This is a genomic window from Gammaproteobacteria bacterium, from assembly GCA_013697705.1.
Lineage (GTDB): Bacteria > Pseudomonadota > Gammaproteobacteria > UBA6002 > UBA6002 > UBA6002.
Map to the genome: position 1 here is coordinate 1 of JACCWJ010000016.1, position 25743 is coordinate 25743.

At 36.3% G+C, this 25743-nt stretch carries 15 protein-coding genes; 2 read left to right on the forward strand and 13 right to left on the reverse strand.

Annotation, left to right across the window (positions count from 1 at the left end; genetic code table 11):
* The first annotated feature begins 76 nt into the window (after positions 1-76).
* The gene (locus H0U71_03220; protein ID MBA2654062.1) at positions 77-304 is read left to right on the forward strand and encodes a hypothetical protein; all 228 of its coding nucleotides are present in this window, start codon (positions 77-79) and stop codon (positions 302-304) included.
* Positions 305-408: 104 nt separating this feature from the next.
* Here the strand turns inward: H0U71_03220 and H0U71_03225 are convergent, their stop codons facing one another.
* The 10 genes from H0U71_03225 to H0U71_03270 all read right to left on the reverse strand — a co-directional run bounded on the left by H0U71_03225 (position 409) and on the right by H0U71_03270 (position 14797).
* A complete protein-coding gene (locus tag H0U71_03225) occupies positions 409-630 on the reverse strand; it encodes a hypothetical protein (GenBank protein ID MBA2654063.1) in 222 nt (73 codons plus the stop codon).
* Between the two features lie 296 nt (positions 631-926).
* On the reverse strand, positions 927-2231 hold the full coding sequence (locus tag H0U71_03230) for an MFS transporter (GenBank protein ID MBA2654064.1): 1305 nt from the start codon (positions 2229-2231) through the stop codon (positions 927-929).
* Between the two features lie 353 nt (positions 2232-2584).
* The gene (locus H0U71_03235; GenBank protein ID MBA2654065.1) at positions 2585-2791 is read right to left on the reverse strand and encodes a hypothetical protein; all 207 of its coding nucleotides are present in this window, start codon (positions 2789-2791) and stop codon (positions 2585-2587) included.
* 31 nt (positions 2792-2822) lie between these two features.
* A complete protein-coding gene (locus H0U71_03240) occupies positions 2823-3098 on the reverse strand; it encodes a hypothetical protein (GenBank protein MBA2654066.1) in 276 nt (91 codons plus the stop codon).
* Positions 3099-3332: 234 nt separating this feature from the next.
* Positions 3333-8396 (reverse strand): AAA family ATPase, encoded by a 5064-nt coding sequence (locus H0U71_03245; protein ID MBA2654067.1) that lies wholly within the window; start codon positions 8394-8396, stop codon positions 3333-3335.
* A 57-nt stretch (positions 8397-8453) separates the two neighbouring features.
* Positions 8454-9605: an F-box protein gene (locus H0U71_03250; protein MBA2654068.1), complete on the reverse strand. Its 1152-nt coding sequence runs from the start codon at positions 9603-9605 to the stop codon at positions 8454-8456.
* Between the two features lie 1432 nt (positions 9606-11037).
* Positions 11038-12711 (reverse strand): acetolactate decarboxylase, encoded by a 1674-nt coding sequence (locus tag H0U71_03255; GenBank protein MBA2654069.1) that lies wholly within the window; start codon positions 12709-12711, stop codon positions 11038-11040.
* Positions 12712-12832: 121 nt separating this feature from the next.
* Positions 12833-13099 (reverse strand): helix-turn-helix transcriptional regulator, encoded by a 267-nt coding sequence (locus H0U71_03260; protein MBA2654070.1) that lies wholly within the window; start codon positions 13097-13099, stop codon positions 12833-12835.
* A gap of 11 nt (positions 13100-13110) precedes the next feature.
* Positions 13111-13383: a type II toxin-antitoxin system mRNA interferase toxin, RelE/StbE family gene (locus tag H0U71_03265; protein MBA2654071.1), complete on the reverse strand. Its 273-nt coding sequence runs from the start codon at positions 13381-13383 to the stop codon at positions 13111-13113.
* An 817-nt stretch (positions 13384-14200) separates the two neighbouring features.
* Positions 14201-14797, reverse strand: a complete 597-nt coding sequence (locus H0U71_03270; GenBank protein ID MBA2654072.1) for a class I SAM-dependent methyltransferase — start codon at positions 14795-14797, stop codon at positions 14201-14203.
* Positions 14798-14989: 192 nt separating this feature from the next.
* Between H0U71_03270 and truD the strand changes: the two genes are divergently transcribed.
* A complete protein-coding gene (gene truD, locus H0U71_03275) occupies positions 14990-15316 on the forward strand; it encodes a tRNA pseudouridine(13) synthase TruD (protein MBA2654073.1) in 327 nt (108 codons plus the stop codon).
* Between the two features lie 109 nt (positions 15317-15425).
* Here truD and H0U71_03280 read toward each other — a convergent pair whose 3' ends face one another.
* From H0U71_03280 to H0U71_03290, 3 genes are all read right to left on the reverse strand, one after another.
* The gene (locus H0U71_03280; GenBank protein ID MBA2654074.1) at positions 15426-16373 is read right to left on the reverse strand and encodes a hypothetical protein; all 948 of its coding nucleotides are present in this window, start codon (positions 16371-16373) and stop codon (positions 15426-15428) included.
* Between the two features lie 222 nt (positions 16374-16595).
* A complete protein-coding gene (locus tag H0U71_03285; protein MBA2654075.1) occupies positions 16596-18398 on the reverse strand; it encodes a hypothetical protein in 1803 nt (600 codons plus the stop codon).
* 589 nt (positions 18399-18987) lie between these two features.
* A complete protein-coding gene (locus H0U71_03290; protein MBA2654076.1) occupies positions 18988-25692 on the reverse strand; it encodes a hypothetical protein in 6705 nt (2234 codons plus the stop codon).
* Positions 25693-25743: the final 51 nt, after the last annotated feature.

Consider the following 25743-nt stretch of genomic DNA (forward strand, 5'->3'; position numbering starts at 1 on the left):
TTTTACATTTCTCTTTTATGCCTTTGGCTATCTTCAATGAAAAAATGCTTAAAGTTAATAAACTTATGGTAGATTAATGTTACCGATGTGTCCGGCCACTTTTGTTACCTATGTGCCGGTCACACAAGATGTCTATATTGCAATGGTAAAAAGTTGCGTGAGAAATGGAGTTTTAATCGGACCCTCAGTGCCAGGGACAGTGAGACAAAATTCAGGTAAAATTAAGTCCCAGTTAGGGTGGGCATGTGATGCATCAGCTATAACTTTACCGCCTAAGAATGGCCGAATGCACCAATATGATTAAGGTCCATGGCAGCAAATATGGAATTTGAATTATGCAGAGTGCGAATTTGATCAAAAACATAGGATAAATCTTGGAGTTGTAATGAAGACAGTTTATTTTCTATTTCATCTTAAACCAGGACTAAATAGAATCACTGGGAATATTTTTCCGCCAACGACAGGGGCTTTTTCTACCGAATAACTTTTAATTTTGTTTAGTTGCTCTATCTGCTCTTTAGATATGTTAGGTATATGACTTAAGATTTGTTGCTGAGACTTGATATAGGGAGGGTAATAAGAAACTCGTGGTTGATTTTGCACAATGGCGGGGTAATAAATACGTACCATTATTTCATGACAGAACTTTCTATTATCTGAACTAAAATCAGCGTGATTATGACCATTAAAATAAGGATCTGGACAAACTTTTTGATTGACCCAATGGAAGTCTTCAAAAGAAACTCAATATTCCCCTGTTGGTTTAAATAAGTAACTGTGACTATTACTTTATATTGTATCCTTTTCAACACCACAGCCAGAAAGGGATAATACAAATGTGCAAACAATTAAAATAAAAAGTTTAAATATCATTGCGCTTCCTTTGCCCCAGCTTCATATTACGTTCAACAGCAATTTTGCCTACCTTATTTAACGAACTGACAATAAGTTTCTTTTATAAAAAAGGTAATTAGAACTCCCACGCCTAAGCAAACAGGTAAGGCCATCATCGCATGCCGGAATGCTTCTACTGAGTAAACTGGAGCGCCATTTAACATTTCACCAGACCATTGGAGAACCAAAAACCAACCTATGAGGGGTTGAAAACAAGCACCTGTTACTGACGCCATATTTGCAAAACCCATTGAGGTTCCCGCTACTTCTCTTGGATTTATTTCACTTGCGACAGCATAGGAAGCTGCAAAACCTGAGTTTGCTAATCCATATAAAAAAAGTAATATAAATAAGGCTGATACTGAAAGATTTGGAATATATAGCGCACATGACATAAATAACAAACTAAATAATGCCGCAGCCTGCATGATAGGGATACGACGGCGAATACGATCGGATATCCACCCCGCTATTGGGCACCCAATTGCTAACCCTAGAAAAATACAACTCACAGCATTTGCTGCCATAGTACGGTCAATATTATAAACTCGAGATAAATAAGTTGTTCCCCATAATTCAGCAAAGGCTGCCGTGGGAGCATAGACAAGTGCAGCATAAAATGAATTTAGCCAACTTTGTGGATTTTGAAGAACAATTTTAAAGGACTTCCAAAAACCTATCTTTTTTTCTGTAGGTCCGGTCTTAAGATACCTCTTTTCTTTGGGTTTATCTCGTACAAATAGCCCAATTAAAACACCTACTACTAATAATACTATTCCAATTCCCCACATTGTGTTGCGCCAACCCGTAGCATGGGCTACTACTGCTAGTGGCCCGGCTGAAGCCGCTCCTCCAACCATCCCAAGGGCTTGAGTTAAGCCTGATAAGAAACCAAATCGGATAGGAGGAAACCAGATAGTCGCTAATTTCAAAGTACCAACGAAGGCAAAGGACGCACCAAATCCCATCAAAAACCGTCCGATTTGGGCCAAAGCTAGGTAATTCGAACTTGCAAACAAAAAACAACCCAGTGCACAGATACCTGCAGTTACTGTTAATAAACGATGGGGCCCAAATCGATCAACTAATGTTCCTACGGGCATTTGCATACCAACATAGGCCGTATAAAAGATAGCTGTCATGGACCCTAAGCTCAAAGCATTAACTTTAAAGGCCTGCATTAACTCGGGGACCATTATACCAGGTGCAATACGTGCGAAATATTCTGTTAGAAAAAATGTAGCTGCCAGACCCCAGATTATCCAAGGAGTTATTGAACTATAACTTTTTGCCATATTTGGAGTGGCATTTTTTGATTTAGGGTATTGATCTTCCATGTGCATGAGGAATCTCTCAGTTAGTTTTGAGTTAAAAAATAACAAATTTTTCAATAGGCATTAAAAATTTGCGGGTGGCCAATATCTGTAAAAAATGCTCCCCCCTTATCCACAGTGTCAGATAAATATCTTACACCAAGCTTTCCTCTTTCAAAAATTATTTAATGATGAATACCTGCCCAGCATTACAACTATTTTTTTAAAGAATACAACAGAAACGGCCTTCTTTTTTATCTGAATCCGGATTGATAGAGCCATAATGTTGATTTTCTTCATCCGATTCATGTAGTAACAGCCATTGAGAGTCATCTTTTTCTGGTTCAGGTTCTGAAAAAAATTGGGTTCTCTTATTTTTAAGCTTTAAAGAAACTTTCGGTATTCATACTAGAATCTCTCTGGACAGTTTGGTCTTGGTCGATGGGAATCGCTACCGCTTCTATATTATTAGTTATATTATTTTCAACCTGTTTAACAATTTGGGGATAGAGAAGAGTGTGAGCATCACGTAACTGTTTCCCAGAAAGATCACGGTGTTGATCAACATACAGATCTACTCTCATTTATTCTTTAATGTCACTTATTGGATTTTAGTTAGGCCATATTTGCTAATAAGACGTCGTTCTCACTCATATCAAAATCATCCTCCTCATTATTGGCTGGTGAAGGAATATTCAAAATAACTGAATTTAATTCTTGATCACGTTTTAGAAGTTTTTCAGATTTTGCAAAAAAGTGATTAATATTTTGATAGAACTTAGATCGAGGAACAGAAGGTATTATCTCTGATTTAAAAGCGATTTCATTAGATTGATCTATCGATTCGATGTTGGCAATTAGCTTGCCCCCAATGTCTAGCCGAGGATGCACGGGACCGCGCGTTATTTATGAAAGAAACCTATATTCTCTCCACCCGCGCCTTATTTTTTTTAGGATAATGGCTTGTTTTAGAAACGCTACATAATTTGATTTCTGAAATAAGTTTAGGCAGGCATCTTCATCTAATAGTAATTTTTTTGGATAGGTCTTTAAATAACAAGGTTTCGTATTATTAAATGCGCGATCGTTAACAAAATCTTCGAGTGTGAGTTAAACTGTCCTCAGCTATCCCCCTTCTTCCACTAGCCACAATTTTACGGATTTGAGTTTACCTCTAATTTCAGTTTCACCCACTAACTTTAAAGTGAAGCTTTCGGGATGGATCAGATTAAGTCTAGTCTCCTCACTAATTAATATGCAGGCCTTATAGTGTTTAGTTAATTCTTCAATTCGTGCGGCGATGTTGACCGTGTCACCGATTACCGAACTATCCATTCGTTTTGTGGTACCAATGATTCCGAGCATTAACTCGCCGGTATTAATACCAATTCCAATTTTTAAAGGAGCGAGGTTTTTTTCTTTTCGTTTTCGGTTCAGGGTACCCAACGCTTTGATCATACCGATCGCTGCAGAAACTGCGCTATCTGCACTATTAAAAATTGCCATAATGGCATCGCCAATGTATTTGTCGATGAATCCCCCTTGTTTACTAATCACCGGTTCTAAACAACCCAGGAATTCATTAATCAGCTTGAACACTTCACTCGGGGTTAATGTTTCTGAAATGGACGTGAATCCTCTAATATCACAAAAAAGAATAGAAAGTGTTTGTTGCGTTTGATCTCCCAATTGAACATCAATTAAAGAAGGTTTCTGTAGCTGATCGAGGAATGGATGGGGCACAAATCGTTCTGACATGGTATAAAGTTCAGCATTATCCAGTGAAATGGCCGCCTGGGAAGATAGTAATGTCAATATTTCAATTCGCTCAGGAGTAAACGCATTCGCCGTCGCATTATTCTCCAGATATAAAAGTCCTTTGACTAAACCTTTTTGTTTCATAGACATGCACAATACTGATTTTGGTCGATATTCTTTAATGTAAGGATCACGTGCAAATAAAGAAAGTCGAGCGTCACCTAGCACGATATTTTCATGAGTACGTTGAACATAATCAATTAAACTATGGGGGATGGTAGCAAAACTGTGTAAGGGGTGAGCACCAATGATTACACCTCGCTCATCGATATGACCTTCAGCCCTGATCCACCACTGCCCTGCTCGCTCAATTATTAAATAGCAGCGTTCAGCACCTGCATTTTCTAAAACAATTTGCATCAATTTGATTAATAAATTCTCTAGGATGATTTCACCCGAAATTGCCTGAGCAGATTTCAAAATCGTTAGCGTATCAAGTGACTTGGTAGAAGTTGTTGAAAGAGAGGCCTTTCCAGAACTTCCTACTGCAGCCTGATTCAGTGTCATTAACATCTGTGAAAAGTTTTTTTCAAGCAGCTTGCATTTCGCAAGTGCTCCCCATCGTTCATAGCCGTAATACGCATCAATGATATAAGATTTTGCTAAGCGTAAATTATTTTGTTTAATATAGAATTTTGCAGCACATTCACAAGCAATGGCTGCATTTTGGATGAAGCCATTTTCATGCGCTGCTTTGATGGCTTGCTCGAAAAGGTCGCCTGCTCTCTGAGTTTTGTTTTTCACTTGTGCAATCAATGCCGAAATAATCAAATATTTGTCTAGGTAATTTTCTGAGCAAAGTTCGACCCAATGCTTAAATTGTTTTTCCATTTTTTTTAATAATTTTAGGTCCTCTTTTTTGTGGGTAGATGTTTCGTAGCATTCAGCAATGCTGAGTGCATGATATAACATCATATCTTTTCTGAAGATTACATAGTAACAGGTGTCTTCAAACTTTTTACCTTCTAGAGCCATTTCAATCGCGCGGCTATAATCTTCTTTGAAAAAGAAATAACCAGCCATCAATGCATAAGCATTCCCGCGTATAATTTTATTTTCTTGCACTTTTATATGATCTAAATTGTCAAATAGCTTCTCTTCACTCGCTTCAGGGGCAGCTGTTAAGCTTTTAAAGAACTGCCAATAGAGTTTAAAAATATAACCATATTCGTCGTATTTGAATCGAGAAATAAATTCAAGCACTCGCTCAGTTTCTTTGATCATTACACTAAGCGGCGTTCCCATGGCGTGCAGCATACGCAGGCGTGTGACTGTCGCCCAAGTGGCAAAGATCAATTCGCCTGCTTCTAAAGCATATTGATAACTTGCATCAGCATCTTCAATTGCTTGTGATAAGGGGTAGTACCAAGAAGTAATTTGGCTAGCAACCAACAAGTGATAACGGGATTTCGCAATAATATCTGGAAATTTGTTTAATATTCTACTTGCTAATGCAGTCACTTGGCGCGCTTGATCATGCCAATTTAGTCGCATGATCATCGCGGCGTAGGCTCCAAATGCAAGCGGTGCATCGCTGGTGTAACCATGTTCAAGGATTTTTTTAATTTCCTTACAGACCATTACAGAAAACAGTAATTGATTAAAAAGTGCTGTGGCAGCACCAATTGAAAATATATTTTCCATAACAGCTTTTTGGTAAGGATCTTTAACCTTACCCAGCTGCTCATCAAGTGTTTCGATATTCCGAAAACCAATTTTCAAACGCGTGGCTAAGATTTCTTTTAGTATCCGAAGCTTACTTGGGTAAACAGGCACTCGAATATTAAATAATTTTAAAGCCTCTAGACCTTCATTAGCCGCTTCAGCTAACTTGCCTTGGCTGGTATAGAGTCGAAATTTAATTTGATACAACGAGACTTTATCAAGATTATTTTTAGTTTTATTAATAAGCATCTCATAATGCTCGGAAGCCATTTTGGGATCACTGATAAGATATTCACATTCGATTAATTCTTTATACAGATGAAACAACTGATCGTATTTTTTTTCCCAACCGATTTTCTCAAGTAAAGTTGCTCCGCACTTTAAATAAACTATAGCGGCTTGATAAGCTGTGGATTCCTTGGCCCTCTCACCTGTTCTTAAACTGTAATGACTTATATTTTCTATTTCTTCGGGATCATTAATTAAGTTTAGGCATTGACTAAAATGTCCTATCATTTCAAATAGTTGCTCTTGATCACTACCTTCCTGGTACTGAGATAGTATTAGCCGCCCAATTTGAAGATGTATTCGTTGTCTTTCTTCAAGTGGCACTTGAGTGTAAATTGATTGCTGAATACGGTCATGTGAAAATTGATAAAGAATAAGTTCACCCACATTTGTGCTGGCACTTTCATTGGATGTCAGGGTAGCTTCACTCTTAGGGTAGATCAAATCTTCTTGTATAGCTTCCCACAAAACTTGAGTGGTCTGCACCATGGATTGTTTTGATATTTTAGCCAAGGTATGCAAGTCAAAAACATAACCAATACAAGCCGCTAATTTTAAGTTTTTTTGTAAAGAAGGCGGTAATTTTGCGAGCCTTGATACTAGGAAATCAACAACATTATCGGTAGCCTCTACTAATTTTATCTGACCAACATCCCATTCCCATTTCTTTTTCTTGTAAGAGAACGCAAGTAATTTTTCACGGTATAACATTTTCAAAAACTGATTAATAAAAAATGGGTTGCCTTGAGTTTTGCCAATCAAGAGTTCTGCTAATTCTTCAATTTTTGATGCAGTTGTTTTAAAAGTATCTTTAAGTAATTGCTGAACATCTTCCTTAGCCAAAGGCTGCAGGAATATAGTTTGAATGGAGATATCATTCTTTAATAATTTCTGTTCAGTAAAATATAGCGGATGGTCAGTCCCTACTTCATTACTTCGATAAGCTCCAATCAATAAAATATTAGAAGTTTCAGGATCTGTCATGAGATTTTCAATTAGCTTTAATGAAGCATAATCCACCCATTGCAAGTCATCTAAAAAAAGAACCAGGGGTTGTTGGGGCCGAGCAAAAACTCGCACAAAGTTGCTAAAGGCAAAATTAAATCGGCTTTGTGTCTCTGCCGGATCGAGACTAGGAACAGGTGGTGGCTGGCCTATTATTAACGCGACTTCGGGTATAACATCTACTATTAGTTGTCCTAAGCTTCCTAACACATCTAAAATAGCTTGCTTAAAGTGCTTGAGGCTAGCTTCAGGTTCAGATAAGACTTGTTTGATTAAACCACCGAACGCTTCTACCACTGCACTATAAGGCGTGCTGCGAAGAAGCTGGTCAAATTTTCCGGAGATAAAAAACCCTTCACATATCTCAATATTCTTTTTAACTTGTGCGACCAGGGAAGTTTTTCCGATACCTGAATAGCCAGAGATAAATACAACCTCATTTTTGCCTTCACTGACGCTTTTTACTAAATCCATTAACTGAGCAATTTCATTTTCACGCCCGTATAATTTTTGGGACACTTGCAGCTGGTCTTGAACATCATCCTGCCCTAACGTAAATTCGCTAATCGTGTGTGATTTTTTCCATTCTTTAGCACATTTCATTAAATCTGATTTGAGACCACCTGCGCTGATATAACGTTTCTTTGGAATTTTTGCTAAAAGTTTAGCCACTATATTGCTGACCATTTTCGGAACATCAGAATTCTCAGAAATCACTGAAGGTGGTTTTTTTGCAATATGACAGTGGACAAGCTCTAAGGGGTCATCTGTTGGAAAGGGTAAACGCCCCGTTAACATTTCAAAAAATGTTACTCCTAATGAATAGAAATCAGTACGATAATCTACAGGTCTATTAATGCGCCCAGTTTGTTCCGGCGAAATGTAAGCTAATGTGCCTTCTACCCGAGTGGAAGGAGTAACATAACCCTCCTTGTCAATCTGTGCCGCTAAACTTAGATCCACCAAGGTCAGCTGTAGGGTATCAGGATCAACATAGATAACCATCGGCTTGATATCTTTATGGACTACCTGATGTTGATGTAAGTGCATAATAAGATCTACGAGAGGAATACTTATTTTAAAAAAAGTATCTAGGTCAAGTGGCTTATTGCCTAAATAGGTTTTAAGCGATTCGCCTGGAACATGTTGTAAAATTAAGTTGGGTCTATTGTCTACTTCTACAAATTTTTCTGCTTGGATGATTCCTGGATGTTTGAGTTGTTTTAGCAAATGGTATTCATGGTGAAGAATGGCTATTTCAGAAGGAGAGGGATGCTCCCCCCGCAGCATTTTTAAAGTGACGAGCGATTGGTCTTCAACATGTTTGGCCCTGTACATGTCGAAGTGAGGGCTACTATAAAGTATATCGATAAGCGAATATCGACCTACTATTCTAGCGTTTGTTGATAGCATTTTTTTTAATCCATTTTCGTTAATAATAGTACAAATCTAGGGTTTAGGTTTGCTAGCTCAAGGCGTTGGCTGCTCAATAAAATCAGTAGCGAGTTCAATTTCAGAAGGAGTTGGAACGTCTTTTGGAAAAAACCGCAATTGTCGCCCACCAGTAGCAAACTGATAAGTTTTTCCAATAAGTTTGCAGCAGAGAGCTAATGTTGAAAGCATCGTAAAGGCAAGTATAAAGCCTTCTGCAATACCAAATCCGGTAATATTTGCAGTTATACTAGAAATATTATTATCAAGACAATCTTTATTGAGTCGTAAAATATTCTCACCATTTTTTTCTACGCCCTCAGCACAACTTAGAACGTCAAAACTAAATGGTTTCCGGACACCAAAAATAATTGCCAACAATAAACCGATGCTAAACAAAATTTGATCCCTTGATTTATAGGCTCTCCATCCATAAAAGGCAGCACTGTCATTCGTAGTAGCTTCCTTCACCCCAGTGCCTAAGATTTCATTGTTGCTTGAAATTAAAACGGGCAGGACAGTTTTAACTAAGTAATTCTTAATGACGAAAGCGTTTAAAAAATTATCTACTTGTTTGGTGATAAATCCCACTACTATTCCTAGCATTAACCATTCCGCTAAAGAAATGTTTTCAAAAATATCGAGAGATTTTTGGCAGTCTCTAAAATTATTGCTGTTAGCGTTAGGGTCAAAACACCTGTTATAATTCGTATTATTTTGAAAATTACCATTACGATTAATCATAAAATATAAATAGGTTAGGAGGAAATAACCAAATAAGGAGACAGGTAAGAGGAAAAGATTGGCCATTTTTTTCCAATCATATTTATGTTTTTGATAATATTCTTTTGCAACTCTTTCTCTCGTGGTATTGGCTGCTTCAACTAATACCCCATTGTCGTCTAAGTAGCCTTCTATATCTTTAACATCCAGAATTATTTCTCGCAGTTTTTCAGGAGAGTGAACATTGTTTAATCTTTGGATAAGGTTTGCTTGTGGGAGCTGAGGAAAATTCAGGCTTGCATTAGCAATTCGGTTGATTTTTTTAGAAATCATTCTTGCTTGCAGCTTCTCATCATTAGATAGATGAGAGAAAATCATCATTAAAATTTCATCGGGGAACTCGTCTAAAGAGGTATCGATTTTAGTAGCGTCGGTGAATAAATTATAAGTTTTTTCTTTCTTTTGCATTTAGCTATTCCTATAAATAGTTTTTCATGATGGCAACCGCATCAAAGCATTGCGATTTAAAAAACCTTTATTTTCCTTGATTTTGTTTCATTACATCAAGACTACTTTGAGTTGCGTAGCCTTGATGAAACGAAGTGAAATCAAGGAAACATAATTTTGTGGGGCTGCCAGGGGTTTTCATTCTATCTTAAGGAATTTTTTGCTGAATGTGAAGAGAAATGCTTAATTTTTGATTAAATTGGTGCAAAATAAGGTAAGAAGGTGACAAGACTAATTCAATGAGTCTCTTTTAAAAATCTGTAGTTTCACAACCGAGTAAGCTTAGAGCAACTAGCCATTGAAATCATCTATACTCTATTATCTTTTTGGAAGTTGAGGCCGTGACGTAGCTCAAAGAGGCGCTTTATTAAAAATAGCAAATATTAATACAGGGTAAAGGCTGAAATCTTCGTAAGATGGAGCGTACCTAGGCAATTGCTTTATTTCGAAGGAGAAGAAGAGGTGTAAGCCCGTGGAAGCACCATTTAATAAAGATGGAAAGTCCAGCGACAGGTATTACTTTGTATTGGTATTGCAAAAAATATTCACTAGTCTACATACTAAGGATGGGTATGAAAAAAATAAGGCATGATATGGCGTTTAATTTTTTGTCGGATACAAAAATAGTAAAAAAAATAACCTGGATAATATTTTATTTACAGATAAGTTTTCTTTTATTTCTCTGCTTTATATCCCAGGATTCAGTTTCTAGTGCAATACTCGTCTTTTTGGTCTTAATCCCCCCTTTTCTACTTATGTTCTTTATTATTAATAAATATCACACTATAAAACAAAATTGGATAATTCTTTGCGCAAACCTACTGCTGAATACCCCATTTTTATTATGGTATTTGTATATTTTATATCTCGGAAAAGGCTCCGCATTTATAGGGCTTGCATTGTTAATAGATTCACTTCTTCACTTATTCCTTGTTTTAATATTGTTTCTAATTTTGGAATGAAGTAAATAACAAATACTTGGGCTTAATTTGAGATGGTATTAAGGTATGCACACCTTAGTAGTGACAATCTAAAGAAGCTTCCAAAAGATAAGTGGAGATATTGTCAAAAGTTGTGTATGCGCGTGTTAGGCGGCTACCTTCAATAACGTGTATTCCTTCTTTTATTGAACTTTTTAGTCGAAATTCAATTTTGAAGGGTATAACACCCAACTTCAATACCTCATACACAACTTTCGATCATATCTCGCACCCAAGATAAGGACGCTTTTTTATTTTCCACGAAGCGTTTATTCGAATCGGAGGAGGTTCGACAAAAATGCAGGAAAGCATTTTTGGACGCAACTGCAAATGCCCCGAAGGGTGAAGGCCAGGATGGGCTAAATCAATGCGGCTCGGGGCGCCAGATTAAAAAAGAATGAGAAACCTTTAATTCAAGGTATAACCCCTATCTCTTGAGATAATTCATAAACTTTAGGATGGTCTATACCGCTAATCTCTACGTATATATTTAATGCATTCTTATAACTTTCAAGCGCTTTTTTGGGGTGACCGCTTTTCTGGTGAAGTTTGGCTAACCTATAATATAAATCTGCTGATTGCAATGTATCGTGTTGCCAATATATTTTGATAAATGCAATACATAATAGGTAACATTTTTCTGAAAATTCGTGCGGCTGATGCATTGCTTTTGTATCAGCAATATACCCTAAAACAACCATTGCCTGATACTTGTCATTGCGCTCTTCTTGCGTCAGATTTTTCTTTAGGTTATCTATGTCATTTTGGATATCTAATAGTGCCTGTTTAAGCTCAAAACTATCATTATCTTTTTTATGCCGATAAAATGAATACGCTTTTGAAAATAATTCGTACGCTTTTTTATCATTTTTCTCAAAAAGCTCAACTTGACCCAATATACAATGGGCGTAAGCCATCAGGTCGTGCGCTTTTCCACGGTTGAGGTCTAGTGCCCTCTCAAGCGACTCACGTGCTTTAGTTAATGACAAAGCATTCCCTTTGCCTATTTCATTAAGGAAATAATAGGCGAACCCTAAATGATTTAACAAAGTTATCTGTTCACGGACGATGTCCTTGATCGCATAGTTTTTAATGAGTTGAAGCCCCCAGTTGTTATACCGAATAACAAAATCACAATTTCTTTTTACTGAGAGCATGTATTCACTGGTTCGTTTTATTAGTTTAACTAGTGCTTGTTTGGCTTTATCACTAACTTCAACTAGTAAGCTTTCATTTTCATTAAAAAGCTTAAAGAGGGTTAAGAGTTTCGGTAGATTTTGATCGAACTGAGATTCATCTTCTATATGATTTCTGCAATAAGGTAATCTAACTTCATAAAGCTTTATCAATTCCTCGAGCCCTATAAGTCCATTGTTATGTTTATTGTTAAATACCGCCACATGTTCATCCTGCTCGTAATGGCTGAATTGTGCTTTTTGATATATTTCATTTTGAGGAAGCTCAAGTTTAATTTCGGTAACGCATTCAAATTTTACAGAGCCTTCTTTAAGAGTAAGCTCAAGCACATGTCCTCCAAATCGTTGCTTTTCTTCTAAACAGTGCAAATGAAAGCCTTTGCCCTTCATGGGAAACATAAATTCGGGTGCATAAAATCCAACGAGCTGTCCTTTTATTTTGCCAGTCTCAACAGTCACACCACTATCAATAATCTCTTTTATCTTTGGATATGGTTTTTCTTGTTTTAGCACACTGCCAATAACAATATTTTCAAAGGTGCCTTCAATATGAAAAAGAAAAGGGTAATTCGTTGTTTCCATAAGCTTCAAAAGCGTGTCTTCAAGTGTTTTGAAATCTACAATATACTGAAGATTTGCGGTCTTTATGTTTTCTGTAAAGTTACCGACAGCTGCCCACGGCAATGTATCCTCTACGTTTGCAATGCTAGTCTTTACCCCCTGAGTACAATGATAAGACTGACCATCGATAACCACTAACTCTCCTTCTAAGGCATGAAAGGTGCCTAGCCCAAAATTGCCATACTGCATTAAATTCTGAACAGAGATTGTTCCATCATACAAACCGTGGCTTATGGCCAAAAAGTGTGAATATTGATATAATGTGCTCATGCTAAAAACTCCCTGTAGGATGGGTCACAACTTTAATTATCAGTTACAAAATCCCTGTATTTACTAACTTTCTTCTAGGTAGATACATTGATAATAATTAATATAGTAAGAAAGGCACACACTAAGCAGCCTCCTCAATATCAAAATCAGGAAAAAGTATCACCGCTGGATGAACTTTTAGTGCTCTTGCAAGAACAACTGCTCTTTCACGTCCCATCTGCCTAGCGTTACTTTCCAAAGCAGAAATATTCGATTGACTAATGCCAGTTTTTTGAGCCAACTCAAGCTGGGTAAAACCTTGTAACTCACGAAGCATTTTTAGCGCTTCCCCAGGTGTGATATGAGCATGCACTCTTGCTCTCACAAAATCTTTTTTATCGATTTTCATAACAAACCTCACTAATACTTATGAGCATTAATATCTATCACATAAACCTTAAGCTCTTCATTCTCAGTCTTATAGATAACACGCCATTGTAATGAGAGCCTGGAGGATCGGAATCCACTCCCTTCACATTTCAAAGCTTCATCATGGTAGCCTCTGATCATTCTTAAGCCATGTATGCCTTGATGCTCAACCATTCTCTTCCAGATTTCATATTCCTTTTTAATATGCAAAGGAATTGCCTTCAGAGATTTAAGAAGCGATTTCTTTTCATATATCTTCAACATATCTAAAAGTATATATCTACTATTGAATATAATCAAGATTCTGGCATGGATAAAATAAGGCCATCTGAACTGACTCTACTTTGATGGGCACAGGTTAAATGACATGTGATTTTCTTCTTAATAAATTTTTGTTTCACCTCTCATTGAAACCTTCTCCCAAAATAATTTCATAACCCTGAAGCGCAAGATGGATACGCCACCATGCAACTCAGTATTAAAGTATGAACAAAGGTAAATCTTTTAACCAACTATTACATGTAGTTTTTTTGTTTATGGCGGTTATTAAAGTTTATAGTGAAACATCTGAGAAAACCTGGTCGTACTCTCCTAAGGGATAGGTCGCAGGTTCGAATTCTGCTCGGGGTGCCATTTTTCAATGGGCTTACAGGCGATGATGAATTTTTGTATTCAAGCGTAAGTCCCTCGTAAGTCCCTCGTAAGTCCCTCGTAAGTCCAAATGTAATGAATTAACTAACGACAGTCACCTGTGAAGTAGGAGTCACAACCTTTTTTAGTTTTTATTTTTTCAAAAATCCAATGATGACTTACTGCTTCTTTTATTGTGTCGTGATTTACAAAGTCCCCTAATATACAAACATAATTTTCATTAATTTCAGCCATGACTTGAATCTGTGTTCATAAGTACTAGTTGGCAAAACTCGGCGCATAGAATATTCATGATATCCACTAGAGTCATCAGATATCATTATCCTTAAATCACTAAAATTTTCTTCTCCTCCAATATCTTCCGAAGTATAACCCATATCTTTAAAACTGATTGAGATTCTGTCACGAGGAAAACATTGCCAATAATGATCTAGATTTTTTGCGCTACCCAAATAGTTGCGGACCCACATTCCGGATCTCTCACTTTATGTATTAACACTTCGAAGGTGTTCTGTTTTAACAATGCTTCATACTCTTGAGGAGAGAGGGAAGCATGAAAAAGCTCTTCTCCCCCATTGTCGCTCCAACATTCATCATGCTCAGGCCCTGAAGTAAAAGCTAATACGCCTTTTGATTTTAGATGCCTATTAAACAACTTAAACATATTTCGTTGTGCATCGTGATCTAGGTGGAAGAAACTATGCCATGCTAAGATGGCATCAAATTGTTTAGCTAAGTTAATCTCTTGCATATCTTCAATTAGCCAAGTTTGACTTGGAAAGCGTTTCTTGCAGAGCTCGATCATTTTATGACTACCGTCCACACCAGTAATTTTAAATCCTTTCTCAATGAAAAACTTTGCAATGGGTTCACCTGTGCCACAGCCAAGATCAAGAATTTCACCGCCTGGCGGAACCGTGTTAACAATGAAATCAAAATAAGGCTTCTCAAATAAATCCTTATTTCGATGCGTATCAAACCAGTCGACTATCTTTTCATACTGTTCATAAACCTTCTTTCTACTCATATTAATCTCTAGGTAAGGGGTCTAAGTAAGGGGTCAAATAAGTAAGGGGTCAAATATCAAAATGCAAATTGTAAGCTGCACAATAATACTTTAAAAGATAAATTTTACTAAAATAAGGTGATAGGAAACATACCATATTTGCATTTTGATATCTGACCCCTTATTCAATTTTTTGGGTCAGGGCAAGAATCGTTGAAAATAGCGAAGCTGTTAGGCAACAGTTTTCGTTTAAGAATCAGAAATTTATCCGAAGGATTCGTAAGTCAACTTAAAAATAAGCCAGAGCATTACACCTATTTTATTAATTACTCTGGAAGTCAACGATTTGGATTGCCAAACCAAGTTAAAAATACCCACCTAATTGGTAAAGCAATTGTTCTCGAACAATATAATGTGGCGTTAAATGAACTATTGAAACAATCCAGCGAAACTAAGGACATAGCAACACATTACTTGCAAGATCCAGAGCTTTTTTTTCAAGACTTGATAAAGACAAGTAGCATTTTACCTGCGCTTTGAAATTTTATATAACTAAACACTGCAGAAGAACCAAAGATGAGTGTCAGTGTAAATGAGATTAGGTAATTGAGTGTCTAAATGCGAACAAATTGGGAATAGCAATGGTAATCTAGTACTTATTCACAATATTAAATTCCTCAAATAGTTTCTTTTCTCTTTCCAGGGCGAGTTTAGTAAGTTGAGTCGCATTAGATCTTGACCGCTGATTCTTTTTTGTCGCATTTTGAGCAAAAAAGAATACATTGGCTTGTTTTTTTAAATTAGTCATAAATTGAGGCTTAGGCTTCATCAACTCATAATATCTTTCTAATTTTGGAAAAATCTTATTTGTTGTATCCAAATCTTCGGGAGGCATAGGAATAAAAAAGGCATATTTATAATTGCTTGATTTTATAAAACGACGAAATTCTTTAGTAAATTTCTTTTTCTCATTCTCGCCCACATTTATACAATCTACAAAATGACCCCTTCCAGCGTCAACGATTAGTTTTGCCCCATTTGCTAGATTTCCATGTTCGTCTCCAATGGTTTGCATTAATGATTCATTTCTCAATCCAATATCAATCCAAGAACGTAAGTCATCTGCGGCATTGCTTAATTGATTGTTGTAGACCTGGGCATTATCACAATCCCAACCCATTATCTTCAGTTTAGTTAATCTTAATGCTGAGAAATTTTCAAACATAGGGACTGCTTGGGTATTCGCAAGTTTATAATTTGAACTATAAGAAACTTGAGACGGCATATTTTCACATAGGGCGGTCGCACCATTAGGGAAAAAACCTTTTTGAAATAATTCATAAACTAGTTTGGCATTCTCAGAATGTACCTCATCAACATGATAGGACCCTATAAAAAGTATTTGGGCATCTTCAAGGTTTTCCACATTTCCCCAAACAGCATAGGGGATATTATAGTTTCCGGCTGAACGTTCTATGGGAGGATGATAATATATTTTTCCTTTCTGCAGGACTTTCGGTGATTTTTCTTCAGGAAAAGTTTCTTTAGGCAAACCCTTAGCTTTTCTTGAAAAAAATTCTCTTATCTTTTTGAACATGGCTATCCCATTTTTAATTGCTAAAATAATACTATACCTAGATTATCTTAATAAAATCTTAAAGAAAATAAGGGGTCAGATATCAAAATGCAAATTGTAGGTTGAAAAAATAATACTCTGAAAAAAAATTAGTATAAGAATATGATAGGAAACATACCATATTTGCATTTTGATATCTGACCCCTTGTCTCGCCACATAATAGCTCAAGATATCGCAGAGGATTAAATGAGTTGCGGTGACTTTTCTATTTCGTTTATTTGGCTTTCCATCTGGACTTCAGCGATTAATGGATCATTAGCAACTTTTAAATTTCTTAATACTTGAATGGGATCACTAAAAAATCGCTCTATTTTTTTAATCACAGGTCTTGAACGGCTTTGGTGGTTAGTTGACTGCTTTGCATTCATTTCCGATTTCTTTGCACTAAAAAAACTTGAAGGATTGCTTATTACTGCGGTCAATGATGGCTTGCTATTTTTGATATTGTCATTTTTTTCCAGGAGAGGAAAATTTTCTGCATACCAACTATCGGGAATTTCAATTATTTCTGATTCTTCTGACTCACTTTGTGCTTCAGGTGGTGCAGACGCCTGCGAATAATTGGTAAGAGGCAAAGGAGAGTACTTAGATATAAAGTTATTATCCTGCACCTGATTGCTTGGTTCCGTTGCTGTTATATTCGGGTATAGGGTGGAGACATTTGGTAATGATGGAATCCATTTGGGCCATTTCTGAGAATTCGAATTATCAAGGTCCTGTTGGTCTATACTCGGATATATCTCAGGAGTATTTAGTTGTAATGTGGCTTGATTAGACGGTATTGATTTATTAGCGTTTTGTCGAGCAAAAAATGTCTCTAATATTTTGATGTTTGAAACTGAGAGAGATATATCGCTTGGTGCTGGTCGATCAGTATCGTTAAGCATTGTGGCAGATAAAATAGATAGAGCGCTGGATTCTGATTTTTTTTGAACACCTGATGCCTGCTCGGCCCATGCCTCCAGTACTGACGTATCATCCTTGTTAAGCTCTAAACTGGAAGAACCAGTTGTTTTTTGCCGTGTGTCTTGTCGTTCTTCCTTATCTTTTCTAATTTTGTTCAGGTACTCTTCGACCTTTTGTTTACGATTGTTTGTCAATTCAGAAAAGGCATTCGAAAGAGATTCGCCATCACGCAAACTATTTAGTCCATCGAAAGCGCGAGGATCACAAATACCGTGCCACATATGCTCCAAGGAAACTGCGCGCGCATTTTTCAAAATTATTGAAAGCTCCTGCTGAGCGCTGTTTAATAGTTCTAATTGTTGGAACAACTCTTGTTTAGGCGATGATTTATCGGCATCCATAGTTACGAGGCATTCTATAATCTTTAAGCAATTACTTCTTGAGGTTTCAAGATGCGAAGTAGGATAAAGCATGTTTTGGCTGGAATCATAGGCTGGTGATGACATTTCATCAAGAATTTGTTTAGCAGTCGAAAAATCCTCCTGTTTTAAAGCGAGAATAAATGCCCTCTGCATGTGCGCAGTTGCAAGTATAAAATTTCCAGTACTTGCATGCCACAAGATCCTTGCAGAGTCTTCTACTAAGGCTTTTGCAACTGCTCTACTGATCGAAATTTGGTCCTTAGAATATAGAGGGTCTTCCGGATTTAGATATCCACTGTCGTCTATCGTAGGATGCTGAGCCCGTAGTGATTTAATTATATTAACCAAACGATTGTATCCAGTAGTATCCGGCTCTACAAAAGTAAATAGTTGTTTTGGCACTTTAAGCGCTCTATCAAAACCATATCTTCCCCCAAGATACAAACCACGGAAAAAATACAATATAGATGCCGCGAAACAAAGCGTACCACCCAAAATTGTTATTACTACAGCCACTCCTGTATTGCCTTCTTCCCTACATTCTCTAAAAATTTTAGCAGCTAAGGCGAAAGGACCAGTAATAGCGCTTAAAATACCGCCAACAAATGCACCTGCAATGTGGCTTACTGCCTTTTTAACTACTTTTATAAATTTCATGAGAACCCCCTTTGACTGATTGTTACCGGCTTTACAGCTACAGATAAACCATATCTAAATGGTATAATTGAATGTTTTCAAAATCGCGGATGTAATATGAGCTTCTTGATAATGAGGCTGATAGTTTAGCATTATTATGCATGCTGAAGTAGCTAAACAGCCTTAAATCAATCTTAAATCACGTAATTCACGCGCAAAAAAATCCATTACAAATCAGAGTATATTAAAATTCGAAAATATAATTTCAATCAAATAGAAATTATTTTCTTCTAGTATTTATTAAGCGTTGATTTACTTAAGGTCCTTTGAATAAAATATAGCGACACATCAAGTGTGTGTATTTTTTTATTTTGCATAAAATTATCCAGTGAATTATAAAAAAAGAATTTAAATAAATAAATTACTTTTTTTTCGCATAATCATGTGACAGGCAAATACTATGCAGAGTAGTTGCTCAGGACTTTGTCCAAATGATAAAACAATTGAAGACGCTTTACCTAATATCAGAAAGTTTTTTAGAAGCTATAAAAATTAGCTCCAACTTAATGGCTTTAATTATTTACAATACTAAGCAAATCACAAAAGTGTATCAGCAGGAATTTGTATTCCGCAATTCAGGGAAATCGTTCTCCATAGATTCAAATCCAGAGGCCACGGATCTGCCAAATGTTTGGAATAGGTTTGAGACGTTTTTACGCAAGTTATAAATTTTATAAATATAATAAAGTCTATTTATAGAAGTAACCAGCGATTCTTTTATATCAGGGTGGATTTGATTTCGCTTAACGATATCATTCATAATTTCGAGAATCACTTCGGGTGAGAAATTCATTTTAAAATATTGCAGGGCTTTCAAATACTGCTGCATTTCTATAAGCCACTCGATAGATTGATTTTGCTCACCATCCCCGGAAATATGTGCACTAAACAAAGTTTCTAGGCTTATATTATTTCGGATTGCTTGTGGAATCTCCTTAATAATACGCACAAGCACAGAGAGATCTTCAGGGGTAATTTTTTCATTGATAATCTTTCTGTCAACCGCACGTTCGACTTTTAATTGACATGAGACGTCATCTAAAACAATCTCAGCAGGAAATAAAAATTCACGGTGCATTCTGACATCGTCAAAATTAGCTTGAAAAATATGTGCCAAGATCTCTCTCAGCATGAGTCTCGATGCTTCTTTTTGTGCCGCATATATGAAGTTCATATTTTCTAATAACTTCTTCAAAAGCGATTCGTCATCGCAACTAATCTCAATGTCTGCTGTTAGATTCTTCCCAGCAGTCTCATTAGATATTTTTATAGTCACTTTTGGCTTATCAATATTTTTGTGACCCACTTCCCGTCTAAACATGTTGTACACACTCATCATTGGCGCAGCGATATTGTAGATATACCTGAGTTTATTAACAGACGTGGCGAATACAACCTTTAACAAAGGATGAACTTGATCACTCGCAGCAACTGCTGTCATGACTTCAATCTGCTCACTTTGAGAAAGACTCCTTTGAAAATCATGTAATGCTAATAATGCTTTACGTATGCTCATTAGATATTTTGTTGATTGGTTTGTCTTTTTTGCCATGTCTATATGTTTCATAAATAATTTTTCTAAAGAAAGACTTTGGCGTACTGCTTGGGGAAGCGCAACTATGAATTTGGAAAGCTGTGAAAGTTCTTCAGCAGTAGGTTCATCCAAAGTGATTTCACCAAAGTCAAATAAGCCTATTTGTAACTTTTTGCAACCAACCTCTGCCATCTCGGAAATACTGATACATTGTTGGTTTCCATGTCTATCGCGATCAAAATAAGAGCCTCTAAGAATATTTATCAATTCAACTTTCATCATTGTTTTAGCTGCGGCTTTACGTACAGCTCTTTGAAAATTCGTACTTGTTGGTAGGTAATTAAATTCGACTCCATAAATTCGTTCAATGAAGCGATAACCTTGCTCGCATAGTAATATTTTTGAACTTGCTAGATGAATCTCAAATTTATAACCATCAGCTACAATGGTCGTTAATTCATTATGATGATAAATATTCTCAGCAATTTTACTCTGTTTTTCATTTAATGATTTGTCCATTTCAATTTTAGACAATTCCTCTGCCTCTGAAATCATTGACAATATTATTGAGCTTGAGGCCTTAATTTTCTCATGCAGACATATTTTTAACGCGGCAGCTAAATGCTCAAAACCTTCTTTAGCCTCCTTATGTGCGTTTTCACGTAACAAGAGAAGAACGGCTCGCCTTCCGTTAGTTAATAAGACATCAAGTGCAATATTGTAAGAGGCAGATCCCAATAAAGGTCCGAGCTTAGCAATCAATTTGAAATCTTGGGCCGCCATTAATTCGTTAATGCGCCTCCATATGTGCCATCGTGTGGGAGGGTTTGCTTTACTTTTCATGTGGGATACATCAGTCTTAATAGCTTCTGGTGTGTCGGGATGATTATCAAACGCTTGAGCCAATTTAATATATGCCGGCCCCATGTATTCACACATTGTGACCAACTTTTTGCCAACACCAACCGGCTTGTCACTATTATTCGCTTCATTGGTTGCAACTAACATCGCTGCTAGCAAATATGGTTTAACATATGGGCTAGCTGTGTCTAAATAGGATCTAACCAAGTGGTATGCAATATTTTCATCTGAATTTACATCACCCGCATTTGGAAATAGTATTCCGGCAACATATGCAAATCCTTCTTCATATGCTTTTGATTCTTCCTCAAGATTTAAAACTTTGTCAGCAGGTATAAGTAAATAGTTTATGATAACAGCGCGTGCTTGTAAGGAACAATCCCAAAATTGAAAATAGATGGTCCTTGAAATTGCTTGGGCGGCACTTAACTTATTCTCTTTATTAGAACCACCCTTGAATTTAAACGCCATTAATTTAGCAATTTCATCTACATGATTATGATCCGCTATGTGGGCAGCAAAAATAGTCAGAGACTTCTCATTTAGAGGGGAGGATAAGAAATTAAGCAAGTACTTTTGATCTTCTTTGCGCTTGCTAAAATATTTAGAAATTAGCCCTAAAACATTCATAGCTTGTTCATTAATAATCTTAGGCTTTTTTGTGCTGAATAAATATTTTTCTGGCTCAAGCATCACACCAATATATTCACAAATTTCGTTTTGTGCTTCAATCGAATTGGTAAGCTGTTCTAGTATATAGGCAATGTCTGACCTTGCCACATTCGCAATGAGCGAATCAATAACTTTAATAATTTCGGTTAGATAACCTTGTGAATTATCATCTTTTTCATACTGTAAAAGTATTTTTTCAACCCACAGGTCAATAAGCGCCTTTTTAAATTTTACATCGCTAATCGGCATTGAGAAGGTTTTATTAAAAATAGCTTCTTCAAGTACTCTGATTTGTTCTTCAGGATTACCAGAAGATAATGAAAGTTGATTAATGATAGCATTTGATAGCAATGTTTGATGTCGATGAGATGGGAATGCGATATACTCATCAAATAATCGATAGATAAATATTAAAGTAGGTAATTCAATATCCGATATTTTAGATTGTAGACTATTTCTTAATTGAGATGACCACACGAATGATTGCAATATTATTCTAATGTTAGCAAAATCGAATTTTTCTCCTGCCTCATGCAATATATTCATAATATAAAGAGCCTCTTGGCTGAATATATTATAATTTTGATTAACTTCAACAAAATGCTCAACTACCCCGCGCAAAGACCCAATCTTGTGTGCAATTAGGAGGGGAATCAGTTGTCTTAAACAATCAAAGGTTAATATGTCAGAATTTAGCTCAAATATTGCCATATATTGTTGAGGTGTAATTTCATAAGTATAAAAACTTAATCTAGTATTATTAGACCCTCTGGTATTCTTAATCAAACTTATCACTTCATCAGCACTAAATAGCTTGAATTTAGTATTGAGATAAGTTTGATCAATACAAAATTTCATATAATGAGAACTCATGGATAACGCTTGTGTGATTACTTCCGTTTTCTGCAGGTGAACTAAATCTCTGTTATCTTTTCGCCCCAAAAAAAAGCTTTTGACAACGTCTTTTTCTTTTTCAGTGCCACTCAGAGCGATATCAGTAAACACCTTTAATAAGTGATGCACAGCAGGGTTATCAATATTAATTTTTTCATTATCAACACGGTACCCTGGACAGATCAAGAGAGGCCAATTTGTATCGTAATAATCCTGGAAAGAATCTTCAAAATTCCTATATTGAGAAAACGTATTTGTTACCAGTGGAGTACTTTGATTGAAGTACATTAAAATATCGCTACAGATATCAGAGGGAGAACCAAACTTCTCCCAGTCTCCTGATAATTCGCTAATTTTTATTTTCTCTTTATCTTCAGGAAGATGCCACAACTCTTTAGCGCTGAACAGTTTCCATAAACGTTTGTCCATTACGACGCCTAACTGCCATAACCATGTTGCAAGTCTACTATCCTGTTCAGCCCAGTTAAGGTGTTTTTCCCAAGGGGGTAAAGGCGTATCCAGGAAGGGAGCAAGAGATGATCCATTATCAGAAAACCCCTGCCAACGAATTCGCGTTCCTATAGAGGAACCAAAATATCGCTCTGCATTCGTTGGTAACTGACCATTATGAGATTTCCGAAAATCACGTAGATGATTCGATGCGCGCTGAATAAATTGTTCCTTTGAAAAATGACAAGTATATTGTTGCCAAAATAACTGCATTTTTACTGCGGACTCTTGTGCGGTCAAAAAGTTATCTGCCATTACAAACTGATTAATAAGACCCTGAAAATTTTTAAAAAATCCTAAAGGTGCCAGTTTGGCAGTTGTCATTATGGTTTTTTCAATTTCACGAGTTTCAAGGCGAGTGATTTTGTCTAACGGCTTTTCCATGTATTTATCTAAAACCAATTTAAGCTCCACATAATGCTCTACATTGATTTGATGCAAATTTCCATTATTAATACCATAAAATAATTCCCAGCCCTCATGAGTTCTTGTTAGGTAATAAATATTTTTATAAGTTGTTTCCGGAAGCGAAGAAGAAATTTCAAGAATTGCAACACTATATCCTTCACGATCCCAACCTCCAGCACATATTAAATAAATTAAATCAAATGCTGGGACATGAAGCTGACCCGCAGTATTAATTAGTTCATCAACCGCATTTGCTTGATCTTGATCATTTAAATCAATTTTTATCATGTGCAACAGGTTACAAAACTCCCTAACTCTACTGCTGGGTTCTACAGTTAATTCGTAGGGGAATAATTCATCTTTAAGATAAATTAAACAGGTTGTTAGGAAATCAATTTTTTGAACTTTCGTGTGGAAATTATTAAATCTTTCAGTAAAAATGCTTGGCTTTTGAATGCCTTTTATTTCCTCATAAATGAACTCTGCTGATCTCTCTGAGGATTCACCAGGTACTCCGTTCTTATAATTCTCACTTGCCATCCATGTTAATAGATTTTTGATTCGAATAGAGTAATCCGGAGTAGTACTAGAGGCTTCACTGCCATCAATTACATCAAAGAATTTGTTCGCTTCAGCAAAAAGGTGGGCTTTTCTCAGAAAACTAATAGCTGCATCAATATTCCGGCATTTTTGCACTGCCATTTTGTCAATGGCGTGTTGTTTGTCAGATGATAAATCATCAGTAATTCCGACGCCATAGATTTTAATACAATATAGAGTTTGAGCTAAAGCAAATTCTATTTCATAAATTGTATGTTCCCCAAGAGAATACTTTTCTAATAATTCTTTATGAATTGCAATTATTGGATGATCGAAGCCAGCTATTTTACTGATTAATTTATTGCCTTTCGTGGTGATAAAAATTTCAATATCAATATTAAAGTTATCTGGTTTCAATTTCTGTAATGTTTGGTAAAGAAACAACTTGGTTTTGTTAAATTGTTGGTCAGATAAGAAAATAAGCTCATGTTCTTCTAGTAATAAGGGCACACGAGATTCTAGAGTTGTCTTCCCAGTAATTGTATAAAAAACATCTATGTCGGTTAACCTACACATTAGTTTATAGTCTTCTTTATCGAACTCTACCGACTGCCACTCTCCATCTATAGGAAAAGATGCATAGGCCATTGGTAGCGTTCTAAAATCTTTAGCCAGACAGACGAGCTGATTCCATGGATCAAAAATAATAGCGTCCTCGTCCCAAGAAGCAATATTATTTAGATTTCCACCTTGATCATTATTTCCTTTCTTGATTCTCTTTAGTGCGATAAACGTGTGGTTATCTATCTCCCCATTCTTAACAGGATATGTGATCATGACCTGCTCAACGAGTATATCATCGTCGACAATGCCACTTTTAAATATTCGCGCTAAACCAAGTCCGGTATGCTCCCCACAAAAACCGGTATCAATATTTAGACGATTAAATTGATTCGCCATAGCCAGGAGCTCTAATTTTTTTTGTGTAATTATCCCATCCTGCGTAGGTGCAAAAGATAACTTAAGATTAACAGCGAAGGTAGACACTATGTTTTCGAACTGCTCAATTCTCTGTTCGATTTTTTTAAATCGTCGTGACATGCCGAAGGGGCATTGTAATATTTTTTCAATCGTTTTCTTGATATTGTATACAGCATCTTCCCTAAACTGTTCGATTAGATTTCTGTCTTCGGTGGGCGACAGCACCTGACAATCAACCTTATCCTTGAGGGAGTTTATATTATTATCATGATCTGTATCTCGCCTGAGATAAAACTGAAATAATTCATTGTGTTCTGGAGTGAGTTTTCGGTTAACTTGCACGTCATTTATTAAAACGTCTAGCTCGGTTAAAAGCTTATCTTGTAGCCATGTTGCAATTTTACGGTCATCTACTGCCAATACTTGTCCTTGGCGTAATTCCAATAGGTAATTATTGAGATTATCTTGCAGATGGCTTGACACCTGTTTTTCACTAAAAGTGATATTTTTATTATACTTGCAGAGTCTATCAATTTTTCTGTAGATAGTAGTACATTCCGCTGCGACTTCGTTGGTTAATATTTGCATTTCTTCATGATTTATATTTTTATTGTCTAATAATTTTCCATACTTTTCATTCAAGTTTTCTAACACATAATGATCAAGGGTAGCTTGGCTAACGAAAATTCTATGCAAATGAACTTGTATTTCTATATCTCGTTTGTTTTCATTAGCAGGGTAACAATCAAAACCCTCATAGCGATTTCCTGCAAACGGTATCTGGGCATTGATTTCATCCTTAATAGTAGTTAATTGTTCTAGCAGTTCTTGTGTTTTTCTAGGATTAAGTGGCATATTAGTTTTCTCGTATGTTCAAGGGCTACATCATTATTGTAAGGATCGTAT